Raw genomic sequence first — 20,608 nt, 5'->3', positions numbered from 1 at the left:
GGGCAACGCCAATAGACCACTAACAAAGCAAGGAAAGGCCAACACCCCAAAAAACCACAACAAAAAAACAAACCGCCGCCAGGCAAAAAAGCACCACCATCACCGAGCTGCCGACTTCTCCCCATCCGCCACCGGCGCCTCCCCATCAGCAGCCGCCTCGCGAGTCTCCGGCATGGCCGCCCATACGAGCAAAACAGCCAACGCCCCAGCCGCGGCGAGACCAAAAAAGCTCACGGCATTCCCAAAATGATCGGCCACGAACCCAGCCGCCGTAGTACTCAACGTAGCCCCAATCCCGGCCGCCAACCCGAACAATCCGATACACAGGTTATAGCGTCCCTTATCGCCGGCCACATCGGCGGCAATCAGCGGCAACATCACCCCAAACACGGCGGCGCTCAAACCGTCGAGCATCTGCACCGGCACGAGCAAATAAGGGCTGCTGATTCCGGCAAACAGCAACGCCCGTATCGGCAGCGCTGAAAACCCGAGCAGCAGAATCGGCCGACGTCCCCAACGTTCGGCCGAGCGCCCGACCCACGGCGACATGATCGCCACGATCGCCTGCGGCACGATGATGCACGCCGCAATCACGAGTTGCACGTTGTCGCCCATGCCGGCCGTCACTTCGCCGGCGGCAAGATTGAGCATCGCCGCATTCGACAAATGGAACAGCACGATGCACGCCGCGAACAGCAGCATCCGCTTGTCGCGCAGCAACTCGCGCAGACTCTCGCGCCGTTCGATCTGCTGCGGCGTCGGCGCGGCCTTCGGTAATTCGACGGTGTCGGTGCGCTGGATCATCGTCAGCGCGAAGAGGGCGGGCACGGCGAGCGCGGCGGTCAGCCAGAACACCGCGCGCGGCGAGTAGTACTCGCCGAACAGGCCCATCAGACCGGCCGCGACCGCGCTGCCGATCGACGCCCAGCGCGCATTGCGCCCCAGCCGGTCGCCGAGATTCGCCCGTCCCACCAGCGCGAACGAAATCGCGGCGAGCGCCGGCGTCAGCATGCAACTCGCGAAGCCGTGAAACACCTCGGCGGCGATCACCGGCAGCACCGTCGGACTGACAGCCAGCAGCACCGCGCTCAGGATGATCGCGAAAATCGCCCAGGCGGCCGCGCCTTTCTTGTTGCGCAACGCATCGACGGCGGCGCCGCCAGGCACCTGGCTCACCATCGCGCTGATCGTGCCCACCGAAAGCGCCATGCCGATCTCGCCCTGCGTCCACTTATGCGAGGCGAGGTAGGACGCGATGAACGGTCCAAACCCTGTTTGCACGTTGGCGACGAAAAAATTCAGCCAATCGAGCGCGCGCAAGCTGCGCGCTGTTACCAGTGTGCGGCCTGTCATCGGGCCGCCCGTGCGTTGGAAACCGCCGTGGTCGTGGCCGCGGCCGCAGGCGCCGCAACGGCGGCGGGCGCGGAAGCCGGAGCAGGGGCAGGCGCCGGCGCGGGAGGCGGCGCCGGCGACACCGCGCGGATCGGTTTGTCGCTCGCATAAGGCGGCGTCGCGTTGATCTGCGCATCGCTCAACTCGAGTAGCGGATGCAGTTCCTTGTCTTTGGTGACGAAGCGCAGCGCCGACCAACTGGCGGCAATCGTGCGCCGTTCGGTGCTGACCATGCCGTTGACGTCGAGCACGACCGCCTGCGGCTGTGCGTTGGCGTCGATCAGCACGTCGATCACGCGGCCGACCTTGGCGCCGTTCGAGCGCTCGACGGTGGCGTCGATCAGCGGCAATTGCAAAACGGCAGCGGCTTTGGCCGCATTCGCCGGAATCGCGGCGGCGTTGAGCGTGATGGGTGCGGTTTTCGCAGTCGGCGTGAAGCGGAACGCGCCCCACGGGAAGTTCACCTTGCGGTCGCCGACCCCCAGGAAACCCTGCAGATTCACGACCATTTCGCGCGGCTTGCCGCCGGCGTCCGCGATCAGATCGACCGCGCGGCCGACCACTTTGCCGTCGGGCTTCTGCACTTCGCTGTCGAGCAGCGCGCGCGCCTCGTTGCGCTCGATGGTGCGCAGCACGATCAGCGGCGCGGGCGGGGGGGGCGGTGGCGCGGGCGTGACAACCGGCGGCGGAGGCTCCACCTTGTGCGGCTTGACGACCGGTTTCTTCGGCTTTCTCGGCTGCTCGGGCTCGGCCGCTTCGGTCTCGACCGGTTCGGGCGCGGAGGCGGCCACCGGCGCGCTCGCGGGTTCGACCGGCATCACCGTGGCGTCCACGATCGGCGCCTGCTGCGGACCCCACAGCAAGCTGCTGCAACCGGACAGCGCGAATAGCGCGAACACAGCAAGAAGCAAGAGACGCCAGGCAGGACGCGAAAAACCGCCGCTCATCAAGAAGGACTCCATGGGCCGGTGCGAACGGCCCGTGGGCCGCCGCAGTTAAGACAGGTACGGGCCAGAGTGTAACCCGCGACGTTGGGCGGCTCCGGTTTTGCAGGCAGTCTGACAGGTTGCCCCAAGCATGGTTCATGCCGCACCGGGCCGATTGTTCGCACGGTCGCATGGTCGCGGTCCATTGACACGCGTCGAACCTCTCAAAACCCTTTCATATCTTTGTGACAGACCGTAGGTGTAAACGCGCGGGCTATGAAGCGGGTTTGCCGTCCCCTGAACGATATAAGCGTCGCGACATGTCGGGCATGCCAATCATGCGATGGGAGACATATTTGTGTTGCCCTACATTTCGAGACAGCAAAAAAAGATCACATCCCACATTAAATCAACGCAACGAGACGAACCTGATGGCGGCCGTATCGACGGCCGTTTCAGCACGCTGATAAAGGAGGCACTCATCATGATGGAACCCCACGCCCAACCGATTTCTGAAGTCGGCGCCGAATCATTCGACGGAAAGGGCTTTCTCGACCGCTATTTCGAAATCTCTTCACGCGGCAGTTCGCAGCGTCAGGAAATCGTCGCGGGTATCACGACCTTCCTTGCGATGGTCTATTCCGTGTTCGTCGTGCCGGGCATGTTCGGCAAAGCGGGCTTCGACACGAGTGCGGTGTTCGTCGCCGTGTGTCTGACCACGGCCTTCGGCTCGCTGCTGATGGGCGTGTGGGCGCGTCTGCCGATCGCGATCGGCTGCGCGATTTCGCTGACGGCCTTCACCGCGTTCGGCCTCGTGCTCGGCAAAGGGCTGCAGCCGAACGTCGCGCTCGGCGCGGTTTTCCTGATGGGCGTCGTATTCACCGCGATCTCGGTGACGGGCGTGCGTTCATGGATTCTGCGCAATCTGCCCACAGGCATCGCGCACGGCACGGGGATCGGCATCGGCCTGTTCCTGCTTCTGATCGCCGCCAACGACGTGGGTCTCGTCGTGAAGAATCCCGGCGCGGGTCTGCCGGTGTCGCTCGGCAATATCACGGCGCTGCCGGCGCTCATGTCGGTGGCGGGACTTGCGGCCATCTTCGGTCTGGTGCGCCGCCGCGTACCGGGCTCGATCCTGATCGTGATCGTGGCGATTTCGGCGATCGCGCTCGCCATCGATCCGGCCGTGTCGTTCCACGGCGTGTTCGCCGTGCCGTCGCTGAGCGCACCGGGTCACGCCTCGCTGATCGGCGCGATGGACATCAAGGGCGCGTTGTCGATGGCAGTGCTGCCGAGCGTGCTGGCTCTCGTGATGACCGCGGTGTTCGACGCGACGGGCACGATCCGCGCCGTCGCGGGGCAAGCCGGGCAACTCGATGAAAACGGCCGCATCATCAACGGTGGCCGCGCGCTGACGGCCGATTCGCTGAGCTCGATTTTCTCGGGCCTGCTCGGCGGCGCGCCGGCGGCGGCGTATATCGAATCGACGGTGGGCGTGGCCGCCGGCGCGAAGACCGGCATGGCGGCCGCGGTGGTCGGCCTGCTGTTCCTCGTGGTGATGTTCTTCTCGCCGCTCGCCGGCCTCGTGCCTTCGTATGCGACGGCCCCCGCGCTGATGTACGTCGGCCTGCTGATGCTCTCGAACGTCAGCAAGCTGCATATGGACGACATGGTCGACTCCATGTCGGGCCTGATGTGCGCGGTGTTCATCGTGCTGACCGCCAACATCGTGACAGGCATCATGCTCGGCTTCGCGACGCTCGTGATCGGCCGTGTGGTCAGCGGCGAGTATCGCAAGCTGAACGTGGGCACGGTTGCCATCGCTATCGTGCTGGTCGGCTTCTATCTCGGCGGCTGGGCGATCTGACCGTGGCAGGCAGTGAGCGGGGCGTTGCTTGACGCCGCGCTTCAAGCGATTGAATTTGTGCTGGAAAGCGAGAGCAACGTGGCCCGATACCGGCCGCATTGCTCGAGCCTGTAGTCGGTTGTTCTCCACCTTGACGCGGCGTGCGACAGGCTTCATCTGCGGTGCGCCGCGTATCTTTTTTATCGTACTCCCCACGCCGCTTGCGGTGCGCTTTTGCGAAAACGCGTACCTGTCCTTGACATTCGTCGCTTCGTTTCTATAGTTAACCTCATGGTTAAGTTTGATGAAGCGTTATTGAATCGCACCTTTGCCGCGCTGTCCGATCCGACTCGGCGGGCGCTGCTCGCGCGTCTGTCGTCGAAAGATCTGTCGGTCAGCGAACTCGCCGAGCCGTTTGCGATCTCCTTGCCCGCGGTGATGAAACACCTCGACGTGCTGTCCGAGGCGGGTCTCATCACGCGCAGCAAAACCGGCCGCACTGTCGCGTGCCGCCTGTGCGCCGGGCCGATGGAGGAAGCCATGGAGTGGCTTGGCCGCTATCAGCGCTTCTGGTCCGAATCACTCGATCGTCTGGCCGCTTTCGTCGAAGAGGAGCAAAGCCCATGTCCGCCCAGCCCAGCCTCACCCTCCAGCGGCGTCTCAACGCCGCGCCCGCCAAAGTCTTCCGCGCGTGGACGGAACCGGCGCAATTCATGACGTGGATGCATCCGGGCGGCGCGGACGTCGTGCGCGCGGAACTGGATGTGCGCGTCGACGGGCGTTACGCGATCGTGTATCGCAAGCCGGACGGCAACGAAGTCGAGGTCAACGGTCAGTATCTCGAGGTGGTGCCCGACCGCAAGCTGGTTTTCTCGTGGGTATGGCGCTATAGCCCGGAGCATGAATCGCAGGTCACGTTGCTGCTGGAACCGGACGGTGACGGCACGTGGCTCACGCTCACACATGAACGTCTTGCCGACGAAGCTCAGCGCGAAGATCATCGTCGCGGCTGGACAGACGGGATCGATTCCCTCGAACGCTACGTGGCCTGAGTGGTTTGCATGTCCCCAAAGTCCCCACGGGGAATTCCTTCGGGGTGTGCTGTTTGACCTGCACGATGCAGGCAAAGGAGACGCAGATGGAACCGCAACACCGTATTGGCTCGAAGGAGGAATGGCTGGCTGCCAGCCGGGCATTGCTGGCCGAAGAAAAAGCGCACATGCGCGCCGGCGACGAACTCGCTCGCAAACGCCGCGCGCTGCCGTGGGTCAGGATCGACAAGACCTACACCTTCGATACGCCGCAAGGCCGCAAGACGCTGACCGATCTGTTCGACGGGCGCAGCCAGTTGATCGTCTATCACTTCATGCTGGGCCCGGATTGGGAGGAGGGCTGCGTCGGCTGCTCGTTCCTGTCGGATCACATGACAGGGATCGTCACGCATCTCGAACATCACGATGTGTCTTACGTGACGGTGTCGCGTGCGCCGCTCGCGAAGATCGAGAGCTTCAGGAAACGCATGGGCTGGACCTTCGCCTGGGTGTCCTCGAACGGCAGTGATTTCAATTTCGATTATCACGTGTCGTTCACGCCGGAAGAGTTGGCGAGCAAGAAAGCGTTCTACAACTTCACCGAGGACGATGTCGGCATCGACGAACAACACGGCCACAGTGTCTTCTACAAGGACGAGAACGGCGACGTGTATCACACGTATTCCTGCTATGGGCGCGGTGACGAACGCTTCATCAATACCTATGCGCATCTCGACGTCACGCCGAAGGGTCGCAATGAAGACAGCAATCTGACCGACTGGGTCAGGCATCACGACCGCTATGAAGAAAAGGCGCAAGGCGGCTGCGCTGCGTGCGGTTCCTGATAGAGCGCGGAGAATGCAGCGCTAGCGCAACCTTGCGAGAAAGGAGCGGGGCGTTATACGCCCTGGCGCCCCGCTTCATAGAACAGCGCGAACAGTTCCGACTGTGAATTGACGTTCAGTTTCGTATAGATGTGTTTCTTGTGCGCGCGCACGGTCTCGAACGAGATCGCCAGTTTCTCCGCGATGGCGCGCGTCGAAAATCCGCTCAAGGTCAGCATCGCCACTTCTACTTCGCGCGCGGTGAGTGAGGCGCGACCGCCCGCCGACGCGACCTGCTCGAAGCGCGCCGCGTAGGCGGGGGCGTCGGTGGCGGCGAGCGATTCCGTGAACGTCTCGGCGACTGCTTCGTTGGAGGCTGGCTGCGCAGCGTCGAATGCCTCGTAGGGCAAGCGTTGCCGCAGCAGCGCGATCACCCACGGCGCGCACAGCGCGAGCACGGCCAGATCGCGCTCGGCATAACGATGCGTCGCGCCGAGCGAAAAGGCTAGGGTGTGTTGCGCGTCGATCATGTAGTTGAAGTGCACCTCGTCGCCGACGATATTCTTTCTGAAGTACCGCTGGTAGTAATCGGTCATCGAGAAGTTGTCCGGTGCGACATCGGCCAGCGTGACGAAGCCCGATGCGGGTTTCTCGGTGGCGGCGATATAAAACGGATCGAGTTGATAGAGCGCGGCCAGATAGTCCTGGAACATCGTGTCGACGGTGCCGTCCGGCATCGGCGATTCGGCGCACACGAGCGGCGCCTCGCCCGCTGTGAAGCGCAATGCGACCCAATTGTCGAAGGCGACATAACGTTCGAGCGCGCGCGTGAGGCGAGTCCAGAATTGCGTGCTATCGAGGGCTTCGATAACCGCGCCGATCTCGCGATGAAAGGCCAGATCGCGCCATTCGAGTTCCATGCGTGCTCCGATGAGGGTAACCCAGCAGGGTAATTACGGACAAAAATATGTCTGGTAATAATAGGCCCAACCTGATCGCGGGGTGGTCGAGAACGGCTGTCATTCAACGCGAAGGTAATCGGGATGGATAGCAATATTGCATGGGACCAGAGTAAGAGCTGTGCATGGGACCAGAGTAAGCGCTAAAGCGCCAACTCTGGTCGACAGCTAAAGCACTAACTCTGGTCGACCGCTGTGCATGGGACCAGAGTAAGCGCTAAAGCGCTAACTCTGGTCGACAGGAGACAGAATGCTTCAACTCGAACTGGCGCAAATTCCCGTCGTGGATGGCGCGGTAGGTGTCGGCGGCGCGAATGTACAACGCGTGCTGCAAATCATCGGCCAACGTTCGGCCGAAACCGATCTGATCGTGTTTCCCGAAACCACGCTGTCGGGCTTTCCGACGCGGCATAACGTTGCCGAAGTGGCAGAACCGATCGACGGCCCCTCGTTGAGCGCCGTGCGCGACGCGGCGCGCGAAGCGCGCGTGGCGGTTGCGGTGGGCCTCGCCGAGCGCGACGGCAGCCGCTTTTTCAACACCACCGTGTTGATCGACGAACGCGGCGAGATCGCGCTGCGTTATCGCAAGACCCACCTTTGGGCGTCGGACGTCGGCGTGTTCGAACCGGGCGACCGTTTCGAAGTGTGCAGCTTCAAAGGCATGACGGTCGGTCTGCTGATCTGCTACGACATTGAATTTCCCGAAACGGCACGCGCGGTTGCGTCGCTGGGCGCCGATCTGCTGGTCGTGACCAACGGCAACATGGACCCGTTCGGGCCGGTGCACCGCCGGGCGATCGTGGCGCGCGCCATGGAAAACCAGATGTTCGCCGCGCTAGTCAATCGCATCGGTTCCGGCGACGACAACCTCACGTTTCCCGGCGAGTCAGCATTGATCGATCCATTCGGCGACGTGGTGTGCGACGCGGGCCAGCAGGAAACCGTGCTGCGCGCAACGCTCGAGCGCGAGCGCCTCGAAGGCGCTCGCGAACATTATCGTTACCTGCACGACGCGCGTATTGCGCTCGATCTCGCTACCGAAGACGGCGCGCACGGCCAACGTGCGCGCGTGATTCGCGCGCGCTGAAGCGAACGTTCAGGCCGACACGCGACCGGGCCGGCATGCCGCCTGAACGGCGGTGCGGACCTGCCCGGCGCATCAGGCAAAGACCATCGGCGTGAATCGCGCGCCGCCAGCAAGTCCGATCGACCCGGCTCGACCGGGGCGCGTGCCATGCCGCGCCCGGGACGATGCTCGCCCATTCGCAAGAGGAGACACCGTATGACTTCATCATCCGCCGCCGAACCCGCGGCCCCACGCAGCGCGCACCTGAAGCGCACACTCGGCCTGCCGTCGGTCCTGCTATTCGGTCTGGCTTACATGGCGCCGCTGATCGTCTACGGCACCTATGGCGTGCTGGCGAGCGCGAGCCACGATACCGCGGCGCTCGCCTATCTGATCGCGCTGATCGCGATCGTGTTCACCGCGCTCAGTTACGGCAAACTGGCGCGGCTCTTTCCGGTGGCCGGTTCGGCCTACACGTACACGCGCAAGACCTTCAACCCGCATCTCGGCTTCATGATCGGCTGGGCCACCTTGCTCGATTATTTCTTCCTGCCGATGGTGATCTGGCTGATCGGCGCAGCGTATCTGAGCGCCGCGTTCCCGCACGTGCCGGCGTGGATCTGGATCGTCGCGTTTATCGTGCTGACCAGTGCGTTGAACATTCTCGGCATCGAACTCGCGAACCGTTTCAACATCGTGCTGATGGTGGTGCAACTGGCGATCGTCGCGTTGTTCGTCGTGCTGTGCTGCCACTATGTGATGGCGGCCGCCGGACCCGGCGGTCTCGTGTCGGCCGAGCCGTTCTTCAAACCACACGTGCCGTTCTCGGCGACGATGGCGGGCGCGGCGATCGCCGCGTATTCGTATCTCGGCTTCGACGCGGTCTCGACGCTGACTGAAGAAACCATCGCCCCCGAAAAGACCATGCCGCGCGCCATCGTGCTGATTGCGCTGATCGGCGGCGCGATCTTCGTGATCGCGGCCTATACCGTGCAGCTCGCGCATCCGGGCGCGGTGTTCAAGGATCCGGATTCGGCGGCTTTCGAAGTCGCGCGCAAAGTGGGTGGCGATATATTCGTCACGGTGTTTCTGGCGGGCCTGATTCTCGCGCAGTTTGCCTCGGGCATCTCGGCGCAGGCGAGCGTGGGACGTCTGTTGTATGCAATGGGCCGTGACGAAGTGCTGCCCAAACGCATCTTCGGTTTCGTGCATCCGAAGTTCAAGACGCCGGCGCTGAACATTGCGATTGCGGGCGCTGTCGGTCTCGTCGCCTTGAAGCTCGATGTGGCGACTTCGACTTCGTTCATCAATTTCGGTGCGTTCCTTGCGTTCACGGCCGTCAATCTGTGCGTGATCCGTCAGTTCTTCAACGCGCGGGGCAGTGCGAACGCGATAGGCGTGATCGGCGGGCTGCTGTTGCCGTTGGCCGGCGCGCTCGCCGACGTGTGGCTGCTGGTGAGTCTCGAGAAGACGGCGCTGGTGCTAGGCGCGGTGTGGTTCGTGTTGGGCTTGTGCTATCTCGGCTGGATTACGCGCTGCTTTCGCCAGGCGCCGCCGGAAGTCGCGGTGTGATGAAACGGTTGCGCGCTCGTTGTGCGCGCAACCGCGACAGGTGTGACGTCGCGATGCGCGGGCTCGCATGCGAAGCGCTGTCGCTTCAAAGCGACATGTCGAAAGCGGGCTTGAGGAAAACTTCGATCGCCATCACGACGAGCCCCATCGCGGCCGCCGACAGCGTCAACGTGCCGTATTCGTCGTAGCGTGCATCGTAGAGACACGCCACGACGAAAAGAATCGCCAGCAGATTGGTCAGCCAATCGAAATTCAGCGCCATAGTCATCGATCAAATCCGGGCTCATGCGCGACTCGGTTTGTCGAGCCGCGCGATCAGGTGAGCGCGATTCTATCGAGTTGAGCTTACGGATTCGCAACGGCGGCGCTTACATGGATTACGCCGCGGTAGAAGCCTTCTTCGCGGACATCATGTCGTGCTCGATCCAGTCGATCACGGAAGCTCTCTTCGGTTGCCAGCCAAGCAGCTTGCGGGCGCGCTCACCGCGCACGCGGCTGTTCGAGCCGAGGCCATACGAGGCCATTTCGTAGCCCCATTCCTTTTGCGCTTCTTCGAGCGGCCAGTCTTGCGGTTCGCCGAGCTCCATCGTGCGCGCAATCGCGGCGCTCATGTCGCGGAACGATGCCTCGCCGCTTTCGACAAAGTAGAACGTGCCCGCGGGCGTTTTCTCGAGAGCGAGCCGATACAGTTCGGCGACGTCGTCGATATGCACGTTCGACCAGATATTGCCGCCGCTGCCCACGTGGCGCACCACGCCGCTCTTCAGCGTTTGACGTACGAGGCGCGGCAATTGCACGCTCGCGCTGCCGGACACCGCACCGTGGCCGTAGATCAGCGTGTTGCACAGCACGGCCGAACGGATGTTCTGCTGCGCGGCGTCGAGCACGAGTTGATCGATGGCCACGCGCGCGGCCTTGTCGGCGGTCGGCGTGGGCAGCGCGTCTTCGTGATAGATGCGCGCCTGACCCGCTTCGCCGCCGGACGCATCGCCGACAATGCTCGAACCGCTCGTGTGCAGGAACGTTTTGCCGGACCCGGCGAGTCCTTCGATCAGCGCTTTCACGGCGCCTTCATGGTCGCTGCTCGCGGCATTGATGACGGCGTCGGCGGCTTTTGCTTCGGCGATCAGCAACGCGCTGTCGTCGAGCGTACCGATGACGGGTTTGATACCCAGACGTTGCAGCTCGGCGCGCTGTTCGGGGTTGCGGATCAGACCGCGGACGGAGTGGCCGGCGCGCGCAAGATGCGCTGCAATGGACCCGCCGATAAAACCGCTTGCACCAGTGATGAAAATCTTCAAGTCGTTCTCCTTGTTGAGAAACACGATGACATGCAGGCAGTATCCACCGACTTGATTCTCGCAAAAAGCGTGTTAGTCTCAAATCAAACTTGATTTGAAATCAACAATGAAAACTTCGACCGACGAGTTGCTGGTGTTCGTCACGGTGATCGACAGCGGCTCGATCACCGCGGCAGCGGAAAAACTGGGGCAGACGGTCTCGGGCGTGAGCCGCGCGCTCACGCGCCTGGAGAAGAAGCTCGATACGGCGCTGGTGCGGCGCACCACGCGCCGTTTGCAGCTCACCGAAGAGGGCGAAGCTTTCCTGCAGCGCGCCCGGGCCATCCTGCACGCGATGGAAGAGGCCGAGGAGTCCGTCACGCGAGGCCGCGAGCGGCCCTCGGGGCGTTTGCGTGTCGATGCGGCGTCGCCCTTCATGCTGCATTGCGTGGCGCCGCATATGACGGCGTTTTCGGCCCTGTATCCGGAAATCAGGCTGGAATTGACCAGCAACGAACGGATCGTGGATCTGCTGGAGCAGAAGGTGGATATCGCGATCCGCATCGGCGAGTTGCAGGATTCGACCTTGCATGCGCGTGCGTTGGGGACCAGCAAGCTGCGGGTGCTCGCGAGCCCGGCGTATCTGGCCGAATATGGCGAACCCAGATCGGTGGAAGCCTTGCGGGAACATCGGCTGATCGGCTTCACGGCACCGGAGCATCTGAATCGCTGGCCGTTGCGGGAAGGGCGCAAGGGCGGCTCCGAAACGCTGAAGATCGAACCGGCGATCACCGCGTCGAGTGGCGAGACACTGCGGCAACTGGCGCTGACGGGATGGGGCATCGCCTGTCTGGCCGACTTCATGAGTGCCGCCGACGTGCGCGAGAAGCGTCTCGTACCGATTCTCGGCAACGTGCTCGCCGACGAGCGGCAGCGGGTGAGTGCGGTGTATTACCAGAGCGCGTCGCTGGCGGGGCGCGTGCAGTGCTTTCTGGACTTTATCGCGGCGCGCGTGAAGCTTTAGCCGCGTTATTCCCTTCATCCGCCTGATACGAAGCCCGCGGCTTGCCAGAGTCCGCGGGCTTTTTTACGCCGCGAGCCGCCTCGCCTATAACGCTCTTATGGCCGCGGAGTCGTCGCCGGTCGAGGCCGGAATCTTTTTGTCCGCCTCGCGCCTCGCTTTTTGAACGTGTATATACAAGTTGAGATCTTGGAAGCGGAGAGGCGCTACACATCGGGTGGTCAATTGAAGACATCGTAAAGGCAAGATCCAAGCCAAGCCTGCATCTCGCCCTAATGGAAACCCCTGGGCCGAAACCTCCAAAAACAAGTTGTATATACAAGCCGACGCCGCTAGACTTCTTTCAAATTGTATAGACAGGACGACAACCATGATGAATCTGAAGCCCGGCCACCTGACCCTCCCGCAACTGCGCCAGATCGCACGCGAACACGTCGCGCTGCAACTCGATCCCGCCAGCCATGCCGCGATCGACGCCTGCGCGCAAGCCGTTGCCGACATCGCCGCGAAGGGCGAGCCGGCCTACGGCATCAACACGGGTTTTGGGCGCCTCGCCAGCACGCATATTCCGCACGACCAGCTCGAACTGCTGCAGCGCAATCTGGTGCTCTCGCACGCGGTTGGCGTGGGTGAGCCGATGTGGCGTCCGGTCGTGCGTCTGCTGATCGCGCTGAAGCTCTCGAGCCTCGGCCGCGGCCATTCGGGCATTCGCCGTGAAGTGATGGAAGCGCTGATCACGCTGTACAACGCCGACGTGCTGCCGGTGATTCCGGTCAAGGGTTCGGTCGGCGCATCGGGCGACCTCGCGCCGCTCGCGCATATGTCGGCGGTGCTGCTCGGCGTCGGCGAAGTGTTCGCGAAGGGCGAGCGCATGGCGGCCACCGAAGGTCTCGCGCTCGTCGGCCTCAAGCCGCTCACGCTGCAAGCCAAGGAAGGTCTGGCGCTGCTGAACGGCACGCAGGCTTCGACCGCGCTCGCGCTCTATAACATGTTCGCCATTGAAGACCTGTACCGCACCGCGCTGGTGTCGGGCGCGTTGTCGGTGGATGCGGCCATGGGTTCGGTCAAGCCGTTCGACGCGCGCATTCACGAACTGCGCGGCCATCAAGGCCAGATCGACGCGGCCGAGGCATACCGCTCGCTGTTGCAAGGCTCGGGCATCAACGTCTCGCACGCCGATTGCGACAAGGTGCAGGACCCGTACAGCCTGCGCTGCCAGCCGCAAGTCATGGGCGCGTGTCTGGATCAGATGCGCCACGCCGCCAACGTGCTGCTGCTCGAAGCGAACGCCGTCTCCGACAATCCGCTGATTTTCCCCGACACCGGCGAAGTGCTGTCGGGCGGTAACTTCCACGCGGAGCCGGTTGCCTTCGCGGCCGACAACCTCGCGCTCGCCGCCGCTGAAATCGGCGCACTCGCCGAACGCCGCATCGCGCTGCTGATCGACGCGACGCTGTCGGGCCTGCCGCCGTTCCTCGTGCGCGACGGTGGCGTGAATTCGGGCTTCATGATCGCTCACGTCACGGCTGCCGCGCTCGCCTCGGAAAACAAGACGCTCGCGCATCCGGCATCGGTCGACTCGCTGCCCACGTCGGCGAATCAGGAAGACCACGTGTCGATGGCAACGTTCGCCGCGCGCAAGCTGGGCGACATTGCTGAAAACACCGCGAACATTCTGTCGATCGAGTTGCTCGCCGCCGCGCAAGGTGTCGATCTGCGCGCGCCGCACAAGACCAGCCCGAGCCTGCAGAAGGCGATGGACGCAGTGCGCAAGGACGTCGCGCATTACGAGCTCGACCACTACTTCGCACCGGATATCGCGGCGGTCACGCGTCTCGTGCAGAACGGCACGATCGCGAAGCTGAGCCCGTTCTCGTTCGTGTCCGAACAGTAAGTCTCAAGCACGCATATCAAGCCAATGAACGCACCGGCCTATCAGGGCATCAAGGACTTCATCCTCGCGCGCATCCATGCGGGCGAATGGGCCGAAGGCGACCAGGTGCCCTCCGAAAACGAGTTGGCGCGCGAATTCAACGTTGCGCGCATGACGGTCAACCGCGCATTGCGCGAGTTGACTTCGGAGCAGGTGCTCACGCGTGTGCAAGGTTCGGGCACCTTCGTGGCCCGTCCCAAGTACGAATCGACACTGGTGGCGATCCGCAGCATTTCCGACGAAATCGTCGCGCGCGGTCATCGCTATCAGGCGAACGTGCTGCACATCGGCGCGAGTATCGCCGACGAAGCGCTCGCCGAGGAAATGCAGGTGAGCGCGGGCAGCCCGGTGTTTCATTCGCGCGTGCTGCATTTTGAAAACGACGAGCCGGTGCAGCTCGAAGAGCGTTGGGTCAATCCGGCGGTTGCGCCCGAATACGCGTTGCAGGACTTTACGAACACCACGCCGAACCAATATCTCGTGCGCGTGGCGCCGTTGCAGCGCGTCGAGTATCGCATCGAAGCGCTCGCCGCTGACGGCGATACGCGCGAGTTGCTGACCATGGACGAACTCGAACCGTGCCTCGTGCTGCATCGGCGCACATGGTCGCAAAGCCAGGTCGCTTCGATCGCCAATCTCTGGCATCCCGGCAGCCGTTATCGCTTCACCGGACACTTCTAACACGCTGTCATTTCCGAATCCGATTCTTTTTCGACTATCTACAAGCATTCCGAGGGCCATCATGAACAACCCGAAACACATCGATCCGCGTCTTGATCCCACCCGCACGATCCGCGCACCGCGCGGCGCGGAAAAGACCTGCAAGACCTGGATCGCGGAAGCCGCGTACCGGATGATCCAGAACAATCTGGACCCGGAAGTCGCCGAGCATCCGCATGCGCTCGTCGTGTACGGCGGGATCGGCCGTGCCGCGCGCAACTGGGATTGCTTCGATCAGATTCTCAAGTCGCTGAAGGATCTGGAAGAAAACGAAACGCTGCTGATTCAATCGGGCAAGCCGGTCGGCGTGTTCCGCACGCATGCCGACGCGCCGCGCGTGCTGCTGGCGAATTCGAATCTGGTGCCGCATTGGGCGACGTGGGAACACTTCCACGAACTCGATCGCAAGGGCCTGATGATGTATGGCCAGATGACGGCGGGCAGCTGGATTTACATCGGCAGCCAGGGCATCGTGCAGGGCACCTACGAGACGTTCTTCTCGGTAGCGAACCAGCACTTCAACGGCGAGCCGAAGGGCCGCTGGATTCTGACCGGCGGTCTGGGCGGCATGGGCGGCGCGCAGCCGCTCGCGGCCACCATGGCCGGTTTTTCGATGATCGCGGTGGAATGCGACGAGACGCGCATCGACTTCCGTCTGAAGACGCGCTACGTCGATAAAAAGGCGAAGACGCTCGACGAAGCGCTCGCCATGCTCGACGAAGCGAAGCAGGCCGGCAAGCCGGTGTCGATCGGCCTGCTGGGCAATGCCGCCGACGTCTTCGCCGAGTGCGTGACGCGCGGCATCACGCCGGATTGCGTGACCGACCAGACTAGCGCGCACGATCCGATTCACGGCTACCTGCCGCAAGGCTGGAGCGTTGAAGACTGGCGTGAGCGGATGAAGACCGCGCCGGACAGCATCATCCTGCCGGCCAAGCAGTCGATGGCCAAACAGGTGCAAGCCATGCTGACGCTGCAGGAACGCGGCGCCGCCACGCTCGACTACGGCAACAACATCCGTCAGATGGCGCTGGAAATGGGTGTGGAAAACGCCTTCGATTTCCCGGGCTTCGTGCCGGCGTATATCCGGCCGCTGTTCTGCGAAGGCAAGGGGCCGTTCCGCTGGGTCGCGCTGTCGGGCGATCCCGAGGATATCTACAAGACCGATGCCAAGGTCAAGGAATTGATTCCCGACGATCCGCATCTGCACAACTGGCTCGACATGGCGCGTGAACGTATCGCGTTCCAGGGCTTGCCGGCGCGAATCTGCTGGGTTGGCGTGAAGGACCGCTATCGCCTGGGCCAGGCGTTCAACGAAATGGTCAGGAACGGCGAACTGAAGGCGCCTATCGTGATCGGCCGTGATCACCTCGACACCGGTTCGGTGGCAAGCCCGAATCGCGAAACCGAATCGATGAAGGACGGTTCGGACGCGGTCAGCGACTGGCCGCTGCTCAACGCGCTGCTGAACACCGCAGGCGGCGCCTCGTGGGTGTCGCTGCATCACGGCGGCGGCGTGGGCATGGGCTTTAGCCAGCATTCGGGCGTCGTGATCGTCGCGGACGGCACGGATGCCGCGAAAGAGCGCCTCGGCCGCGTGCTGTTCAACGATCCGGCAACCGGCGTGATGCGTCACGCGGATGCGGGCTATGAACTCGCGCAGGAAACGGCGCGCGAGGCCGGTCTCAATCTGCCGATGCTGGGCCGCTGATCGTGACGCTTCACGGCACGCTTCATGGCACGCCAATCGGCAGCGGGGCTACCCTCACGCTGATTCGCGGCGCCGACCTCGTGGCGGCGCCGTGGAAGAACGGCGGCGGCGTCGCCCGCGAAGTGGCGGCTTTTCCAGAAGGCGCGGGGCTCGACGCGTTCGTGTGGCGGGTGAGCGTTGCCGATGTCGCGCAAGCCGGGCCGTTCTCGCGCTTTGCCGGTATCGATCGCACGCTCGTGTTGTTGTCCGGTGCGGGCATGCTGCTCGACGAAGCCGGCGGCGAGAAGACACACGCGTTGACGCAAGCGCTCGACATGGCGCGCTTCGCCGGCGAGGCGCACATCGACGCGCGCCTTGTCGACGGCGCGACGCGCGACTTCAACCTGATGGTGCGTCGCGATGCGGCGCAGGGTGAGGTGGAAGTATGGCGCGGCGCAGCGCGGCGCACGCTTTGTGCCGACGTGGTCCTGCTGTACTGCGCGCAAGGCGCCGTGCGGGTCGCGCCGGGCGCCGCGCAACCGCTATCGCTCGAAGCGGGCGACACGCTGCGTATCGACACACCGAACGCGCTGTCATGCGTGGTAGAAGGCGAGGGCGCCTTGCTCGCCATCAGTATCCGCTACGCACAAGGCTGACGACGATTCGTATGCACGCCCAGTTCCGTCACGGCGCGCGCATGCGAACCACCACAGACACGCAACAAGCTGCAAAGAGCACGCGATGAAGCAAACCGTCTGGCATCACCTGAAACTTTGCCCGCAGGGCGATCCCCAACACACGCTGCCGGATGCCGCGCTCGCCGTTGAGAACGGCACGATCGTATGGCTCGGCGCGGCCCCCGAATTACCCGCCGAATACGCCGCATGGCCGCGCGAAGATCTGCACGGCGCGTGGGTCACGCCGGGTCTCGTCGATTGCCACACGCACCTCGTGTACGGCGGGCAGCGCGCGGACGAATTCGCGCAGCGCCTCGCGGGCGTCAGCTACGAAGAAATCGCGCGCCAGGGCGGCGGCATTGTCTCCACGGTGCGCGCCACGCGTGCCGCGGATGAAGCCTCGCTGCTGCGTCAGTCGGCCGCGCGGCTCGAACCCTTGCTTGCCGAAGGCGTGACGACGATCGAGATCAAGTCCGGTTATGGCCTCGATCTCGCCAGTGAGCGCAAGATGCTGCGCGTCGCGCGGCAATTGGGCGAGCGCTATCCGGTAACGGTCTACACGACGTTTCTCGGCGCGCATGCGTTGCCGCCTGAATTCGCCGGCCGCGCCGACGCGTATATCGACGAAGTCTGCAACACCATGCTGCCCGCGCTTGCCGACGAAGGTCTCGTCGACGCGGTCGACGTGTTCTGCGAGCGCATCGGTTTTTCGCTGGAACAAAGCGAGCGCGTTTTCGAGGCGGCGGAACGTTACAAACTCCCCGTGAAAATGCATGCCGAGCAGCTGTCGAACGGCGGCGGCACGGCACTCGCGGCGCGCCACCATGCGCTGTCCGCCGACCACCTCGAATTTCTCGACGAAGCCGGCGTGGCTGCGATGAAAGAAGCCGGCACGGTGGCCGTGTTGCTGCCGGGCGCGTATTACTTCATCCGCGAGACGCAGTTGCCGCCGCTGGAATTGCTGCGGCGCTATGAGGTGCCGATTGCGATTTCGACCGACAGCAACCCCGGCACGTCGCCCGCCACCTCGCTGCTGCTGATGATGAACATGGCCACCACGCTGTTCCGCATGACCGTGCCCGAAGTGCTGCAAGGCGTGACTTCGCACGCGGCGCGCGCGCTCGGCAAGGCGGATCGGCACGGCTCGCTGCAGGCCGGACGAGCGGCCGACTTCGCGGTGTGGTCGGTCGATTCGCTGGCCGAGCTGGCTTACTGGATTGGACGTCCGTTGTGCGCGCAAGTCGTACGCGCGGGTGAAACCGTTTATAAGCGGCGCGAATTGAGCTAGGACCTGAGAGATGACACAAACGCAGACAGAACCGCAGACACAAACACAATCGAAACGATCGCTGTTCGCCGAGCATGCTTATCTGCCCGACGGTTGGCGTCGCAACGTGCTGCTGGAGTGGGACACGAACGGCATGTTGACGTCCGTCACGCCGGATACGTCCACACCGCCCGCCGGTGTGCAGAAGGCCGCCGGTCCGGTATTGCCTGGCATGCCGAACCTTCATTCGCATGCGTTTCAGCGCGCAATGGCCGGTCTCACCGAATATCGCGCGGCGTCCGGCGCGGGCGCTACGGACAACTTCTGGAGCTGGCGCGACCTGATGTATCGCTTTGCCGCGCGCATCACGCCGGAAGGCCTGGCGAGCGTCGCGCAGTGGCTGTACATCGAAATGCTGAAGGCGGGTTATACGTCGGTATGCGAGTTTCACTACGTGCACCACACGCCTGAGGGCGGCCGCTATGCGAATCAGGCGGAACTCGCGCAACGTGTCGTGGATGCGGCATCGGCGAGCGGTATCGGCATGACGATGCTGCCGGTGCTGTATCAGTACGGCGGCTTCGGCTCGCGCGCGCCGCGTGAGGATCAGCGGCGTTTCATCAACACGCCGGAGAGTCTGCTCGATCTGCTCGGCGCGTTGCGCGCGGCGCGCCCCGAAAGCACCGCGTTGCGCTACGGCGTGGCGCCGCATTCGCTGCGCGCCGTATCCGCGGATTCATTGCGCGCGCTGCTCGGCGGCATCGACGACACAGCGCCCGTTCATATCCATATTGCCGAGCAGACCGCTGAAGTCGACGCGTGCCTCGAAACCGAAGGCGCGCGTCCGGTGCAATGGCTGCTCGATCGTTTCGACGTAGACAGCCGCTGGTGCCTCGTGCATGCCACTCACGTCGACACGAACGAAACGCTGGCACTCGCGAAGAGTGGCGCGGTTGCCGGGCTGTGCCTGACGACCGAAGCCAACCTCGGTGACGGCATTTTTCCCGCGCAGGAATATCTCGACGCGCAAGGACGCATGGGCGTGGGCTCGGATAGCCATATCGGCGTCGACTGGCGCGCGGAACTGCGTTTGCTCGAATACGGCCAGCGTCTCACGCGCCGGCAACGCAATGTGCTGGCGTCGGCGCAGACCACGCATGTCGCCGACCGTCTGTACGACGCCGCGCTCGAAGGCGGCGCGCGCGCGACGGGCCGCGCGGTTGGCGCCTTGCAGGCGGGTTGCCGTGCCGATTGGCTCGTGCTCGACGCGGATCATTCGAGCATTGCCGAGCATGCGCCGCACGCCTGGCTCTCGGGCGTTGTATTCTGCGAGCATGGCGAAACACCGATTCGCGACGTGTATGCAGGCGGCGACAAGGTCGTGGACAATCGTCGGCATCGCGATGAAGAGGGCGCGTACGCACGCTATCGTGTGGCGCTTGCGGACCTGCTCAAATAACGCGGCTGCCGGCGCGCCTTGCATGATCCGCTGAACTGATTCTTCGATCTTATCGATTCCGGACTGATATGACTGATTCGAACCCAACGCCGGTTTTCTCGCTGCATCAGGGAAGCCTGCCGCTCCTCATTTCGATTCCGCATCTGGGTACGCAGATCCCCGCCGACATCGCCGCGACGATGACGCCCGTCGCGCGGCGCACCGACGATTGCGACTGGCATCTGGACCGTCTCTACGCGTTCGCAAAACGCATGGGCGCGTCGATTCTTTCGCCGACCTACGCGCGTTACGTGATCGACCTGAACCGTCCGCCCGATGGCGCGAACCTCTATCCGGGGCAGGACACGACCGGTCTGCTGCCGGTCGATACCTTCGACAAGGAACCGTTGTATCCCGACGGCCAACTGCCGACTGAAGCTGAAGTCGCGCGCCGTCGCGAAGCGTACTGGAAGCCGTATCACGAGGCGTTGCAAGGAGAACTTGCAGCGCTGAAAGCGAAACACGGCAAGGTGCTGCTGTGGGAAGCGCATTCGATCCGCTCGCATGTGCCACGTTTCTTCGCAGGACGTCTGCCCGATTTCAACTTCGGCACGTCCAATGGCGCGAGCGCGGTGGCGGGATTGGCCGAAGAAATGGCTGCGCTCGTCGAGCGACATGACGGCGGCTATTCGGCTGTTGCCAATGGTCGCTTCAAGGGTGGGTATATCACGCGCGAGTATGGGCAGCCGTCGCAAGGCGTGCATGCATTGCAGCTCGAACTGTCGCAGATCACGTATATGGAAGAGCACATGCCCTATGCGTATGACGAAACGCTGGCTGCGAAAGTCGAGCCTTTGCTGGAAGCGCTCGTCGCGAAAGCGTTGGAGCTCGTCGAGGCGGCGTGACGCACGCGTTATCGCGCGGTCGTTTTATCTTTCCTTCCACTCGGTTCACGGTGCTGCGCAA

At 63.4% G+C, this 20,608-nt stretch carries 19 protein-coding genes; 14 read left to right on the top strand and 5 right to left on the bottom strand.

The annotated features are described in order from the left end of the window. Positions 1 to 99: 99 nt before the first annotated feature. Together P0D71_RS25360 and P0D71_RS25355 are read right to left on the bottom strand one after the other, a co-directional pair. On the bottom strand, positions 100 to 1,353 hold the full coding sequence (locus tag P0D71_RS25360; protein WP_091795149.1) for an MFS transporter: 1,254 nt from the start codon (positions 1,351 to 1,353) through the stop codon (positions 100 to 102). Further along, a complete protein-coding gene (locus P0D71_RS25355) occupies positions 1,350 to 2,339 on the bottom strand; it encodes a PRC-barrel domain-containing protein (RefSeq protein WP_091795146.1) in 990 nt (329 codons plus the stop codon). Before P0D71_RS25355 ends, P0D71_RS25360 begins: the two co-directional genes overlap by 4 nt. 463 nt (positions 2,340 to 2,802) lie before the next feature. On the opposite strand from P0D71_RS25355, the gene P0D71_RS25350 reads away from it, so the two are divergent. From P0D71_RS25350 to P0D71_RS25335, 4 genes are all read left to right on the top strand, one after another. Further along, the gene (locus P0D71_RS25350) at positions 2,803 to 4,185 is read left to right on the top strand and encodes an NCS2 family permease (RefSeq protein ID WP_408296906.1); all 1,383 of its coding nucleotides are present in this window, start codon (positions 2,803 to 2,805) and stop codon (positions 4,183 to 4,185) included. A 213-nt stretch (positions 4,186 to 4,398) separates the two neighbouring features. Then, positions 4,399 to 4,881 carry an ArsR/SmtB family transcription factor gene (locus P0D71_RS25345; protein ID WP_408296908.1) on the top strand — a complete coding sequence of 161 codons (483 nt, stop codon included), beginning with the start codon at positions 4,399 to 4,401 and terminating at the stop codon, positions 4,879 to 4,881. Continuing rightward, positions 4,878 to 5,216 carry an SRPBCC family protein gene (locus P0D71_RS25340; RefSeq protein ID WP_408186220.1) on the top strand — a complete coding sequence of 113 codons (339 nt, stop codon included), beginning with the start codon at positions 4,878 to 4,880 and terminating at the stop codon, positions 5,214 to 5,216. Before P0D71_RS25345 ends, P0D71_RS25340 begins: the two co-directional genes overlap by 4 nt. Before the next feature lie 86 nt (positions 5,217 to 5,302). Further along, on the top strand, positions 5,303 to 6,040 hold the full coding sequence (locus tag P0D71_RS25335; protein ID WP_408482676.1) for a DUF899 domain-containing protein: 738 nt from the start codon (positions 5,303 to 5,305) through the stop codon (positions 6,038 to 6,040). 53 nt (positions 6,041 to 6,093) lie between these two features. On the opposite strand, the gene P0D71_RS25330 is transcribed toward P0D71_RS25335, so the two are convergent. Beyond that, entirely contained in the window at positions 6,094 to 6,939 is an 846-nt protein-coding gene (locus P0D71_RS25330; protein WP_408482674.1) for a helix-turn-helix transcriptional regulator, read from the bottom strand. Between the two features lie 289 nt (positions 6,940 to 7,228). Here P0D71_RS25330 and P0D71_RS25325 point away from each other — a divergent pair, with 289 nt between their 5' ends. Further along, positions 7,229 to 8,065, top strand: coding sequence for a carbon-nitrogen hydrolase family protein (locus P0D71_RS25325; protein WP_408482672.1), 837 nt, complete (start codon positions 7,229 to 7,231; stop codon positions 8,063 to 8,065). A gap of 195 nt (positions 8,066 to 8,260) precedes the next feature. Next, positions 8,261 to 9,616 (top strand): APC family permease, encoded by a 1,356-nt coding sequence (locus P0D71_RS25320; protein WP_408482670.1) that lies wholly within the window; start codon positions 8,261 to 8,263, stop codon positions 9,614 to 9,616. 85 nt (positions 9,617 to 9,701) lie between these two features. Here P0D71_RS25320 and P0D71_RS25315 read toward each other — a convergent pair whose 3' ends face one another. Together P0D71_RS25315 and P0D71_RS25310 are read right to left on the bottom strand one after the other, a co-directional pair. Beyond that, on the bottom strand, positions 9,702 to 9,884 hold the full coding sequence (locus P0D71_RS25315; RefSeq protein ID WP_091795123.1) for a hypothetical protein: 183 nt from the start codon (positions 9,882 to 9,884) through the stop codon (positions 9,702 to 9,704). Positions 9,885 to 9,993: 109 nt separating this feature from the next. Beyond that, positions 9,994 to 10,917, bottom strand: a complete 924-nt coding sequence (locus tag P0D71_RS25310) for an NAD-dependent epimerase/dehydratase family protein (protein ID WP_408482668.1) — start codon at positions 10,915 to 10,917, stop codon at positions 9,994 to 9,996. A 106-nt stretch (positions 10,918 to 11,023) separates the two neighbouring features. Here P0D71_RS25310 and P0D71_RS25305 point away from each other — a divergent pair, with 106 nt between their 5' ends. From P0D71_RS25305 to hutG, 8 genes are all read left to right on the top strand, one after another. After that, positions 11,024 to 11,920 (top strand): LysR substrate-binding domain-containing protein, encoded by an 897-nt coding sequence (locus P0D71_RS25305; protein ID WP_408186215.1) that lies wholly within the window; start codon positions 11,024 to 11,026, stop codon positions 11,918 to 11,920. Positions 11,921 to 12,287: 367 nt separating this feature from the next. Beyond that, positions 12,288 to 13,811 (top strand): histidine ammonia-lyase, encoded by a 1,524-nt coding sequence (gene hutH, locus P0D71_RS25300; protein WP_408482666.1) that lies wholly within the window; start codon positions 12,288 to 12,290, stop codon positions 13,809 to 13,811. Positions 13,812 to 13,835: 24 nt separating this feature from the next. Next, complete coding sequence (hutC, locus tag P0D71_RS25295) at positions 13,836 to 14,531, top strand: histidine utilization transcriptional repressor HutC (RefSeq protein ID WP_091795112.1); 696 nt, start codon at positions 13,836 to 13,838, stop codon at positions 14,529 to 14,531. Between the two features lie 61 nt (positions 14,532 to 14,592). Next, the gene (gene hutU, locus P0D71_RS25290; RefSeq protein ID WP_408186214.1) at positions 14,593 to 16,281 is read left to right on the top strand and encodes a urocanate hydratase; all 1,689 of its coding nucleotides are present in this window, start codon (positions 14,593 to 14,595) and stop codon (positions 16,279 to 16,281) included. 2 nt (positions 16,282 to 16,283) lie between these two features. Further along, positions 16,284 to 16,916, top strand: a complete 633-nt coding sequence (locus P0D71_RS25285; protein WP_408482664.1) for a HutD/Ves family protein — start codon at positions 16,284 to 16,286, stop codon at positions 16,914 to 16,916. An 85-nt stretch (positions 16,917 to 17,001) separates the two neighbouring features. Next, the gene (hutI, locus tag P0D71_RS25280; RefSeq protein WP_408482662.1) at positions 17,002 to 18,225 is read left to right on the top strand and encodes an imidazolonepropionase; all 1,224 of its coding nucleotides are present in this window, start codon (positions 17,002 to 17,004) and stop codon (positions 18,223 to 18,225) included. A 10-nt stretch (positions 18,226 to 18,235) separates the two neighbouring features. Then, positions 18,236 to 19,663: a formimidoylglutamate deiminase gene (locus tag P0D71_RS25275; protein ID WP_408482660.1), complete on the top strand. Its 1,428-nt coding sequence runs from the start codon at positions 18,236 to 18,238 to the stop codon at positions 19,661 to 19,663. Between the two features lie 68 nt (positions 19,664 to 19,731). Continuing rightward, the gene (hutG, locus tag P0D71_RS25270) at positions 19,732 to 20,547 is read left to right on the top strand and encodes an N-formylglutamate deformylase (RefSeq protein WP_408186210.1); all 816 of its coding nucleotides are present in this window, start codon (positions 19,732 to 19,734) and stop codon (positions 20,545 to 20,547) included. Positions 20,548 to 20,608: the final 61 nt, after the last annotated feature.

This window comes from Paraburkholderia sp. RL17-383-BIF-A, assembly GCF_046028015.1.
GTDB lineage: Bacteria > Pseudomonadota > Gammaproteobacteria > Burkholderiales > Burkholderiaceae > Paraburkholderia.
The sequence above is the reverse complement of the archived record's forward strand: the minus strand, read 5'-3'. Positions and strand labels throughout refer to the sequence as shown.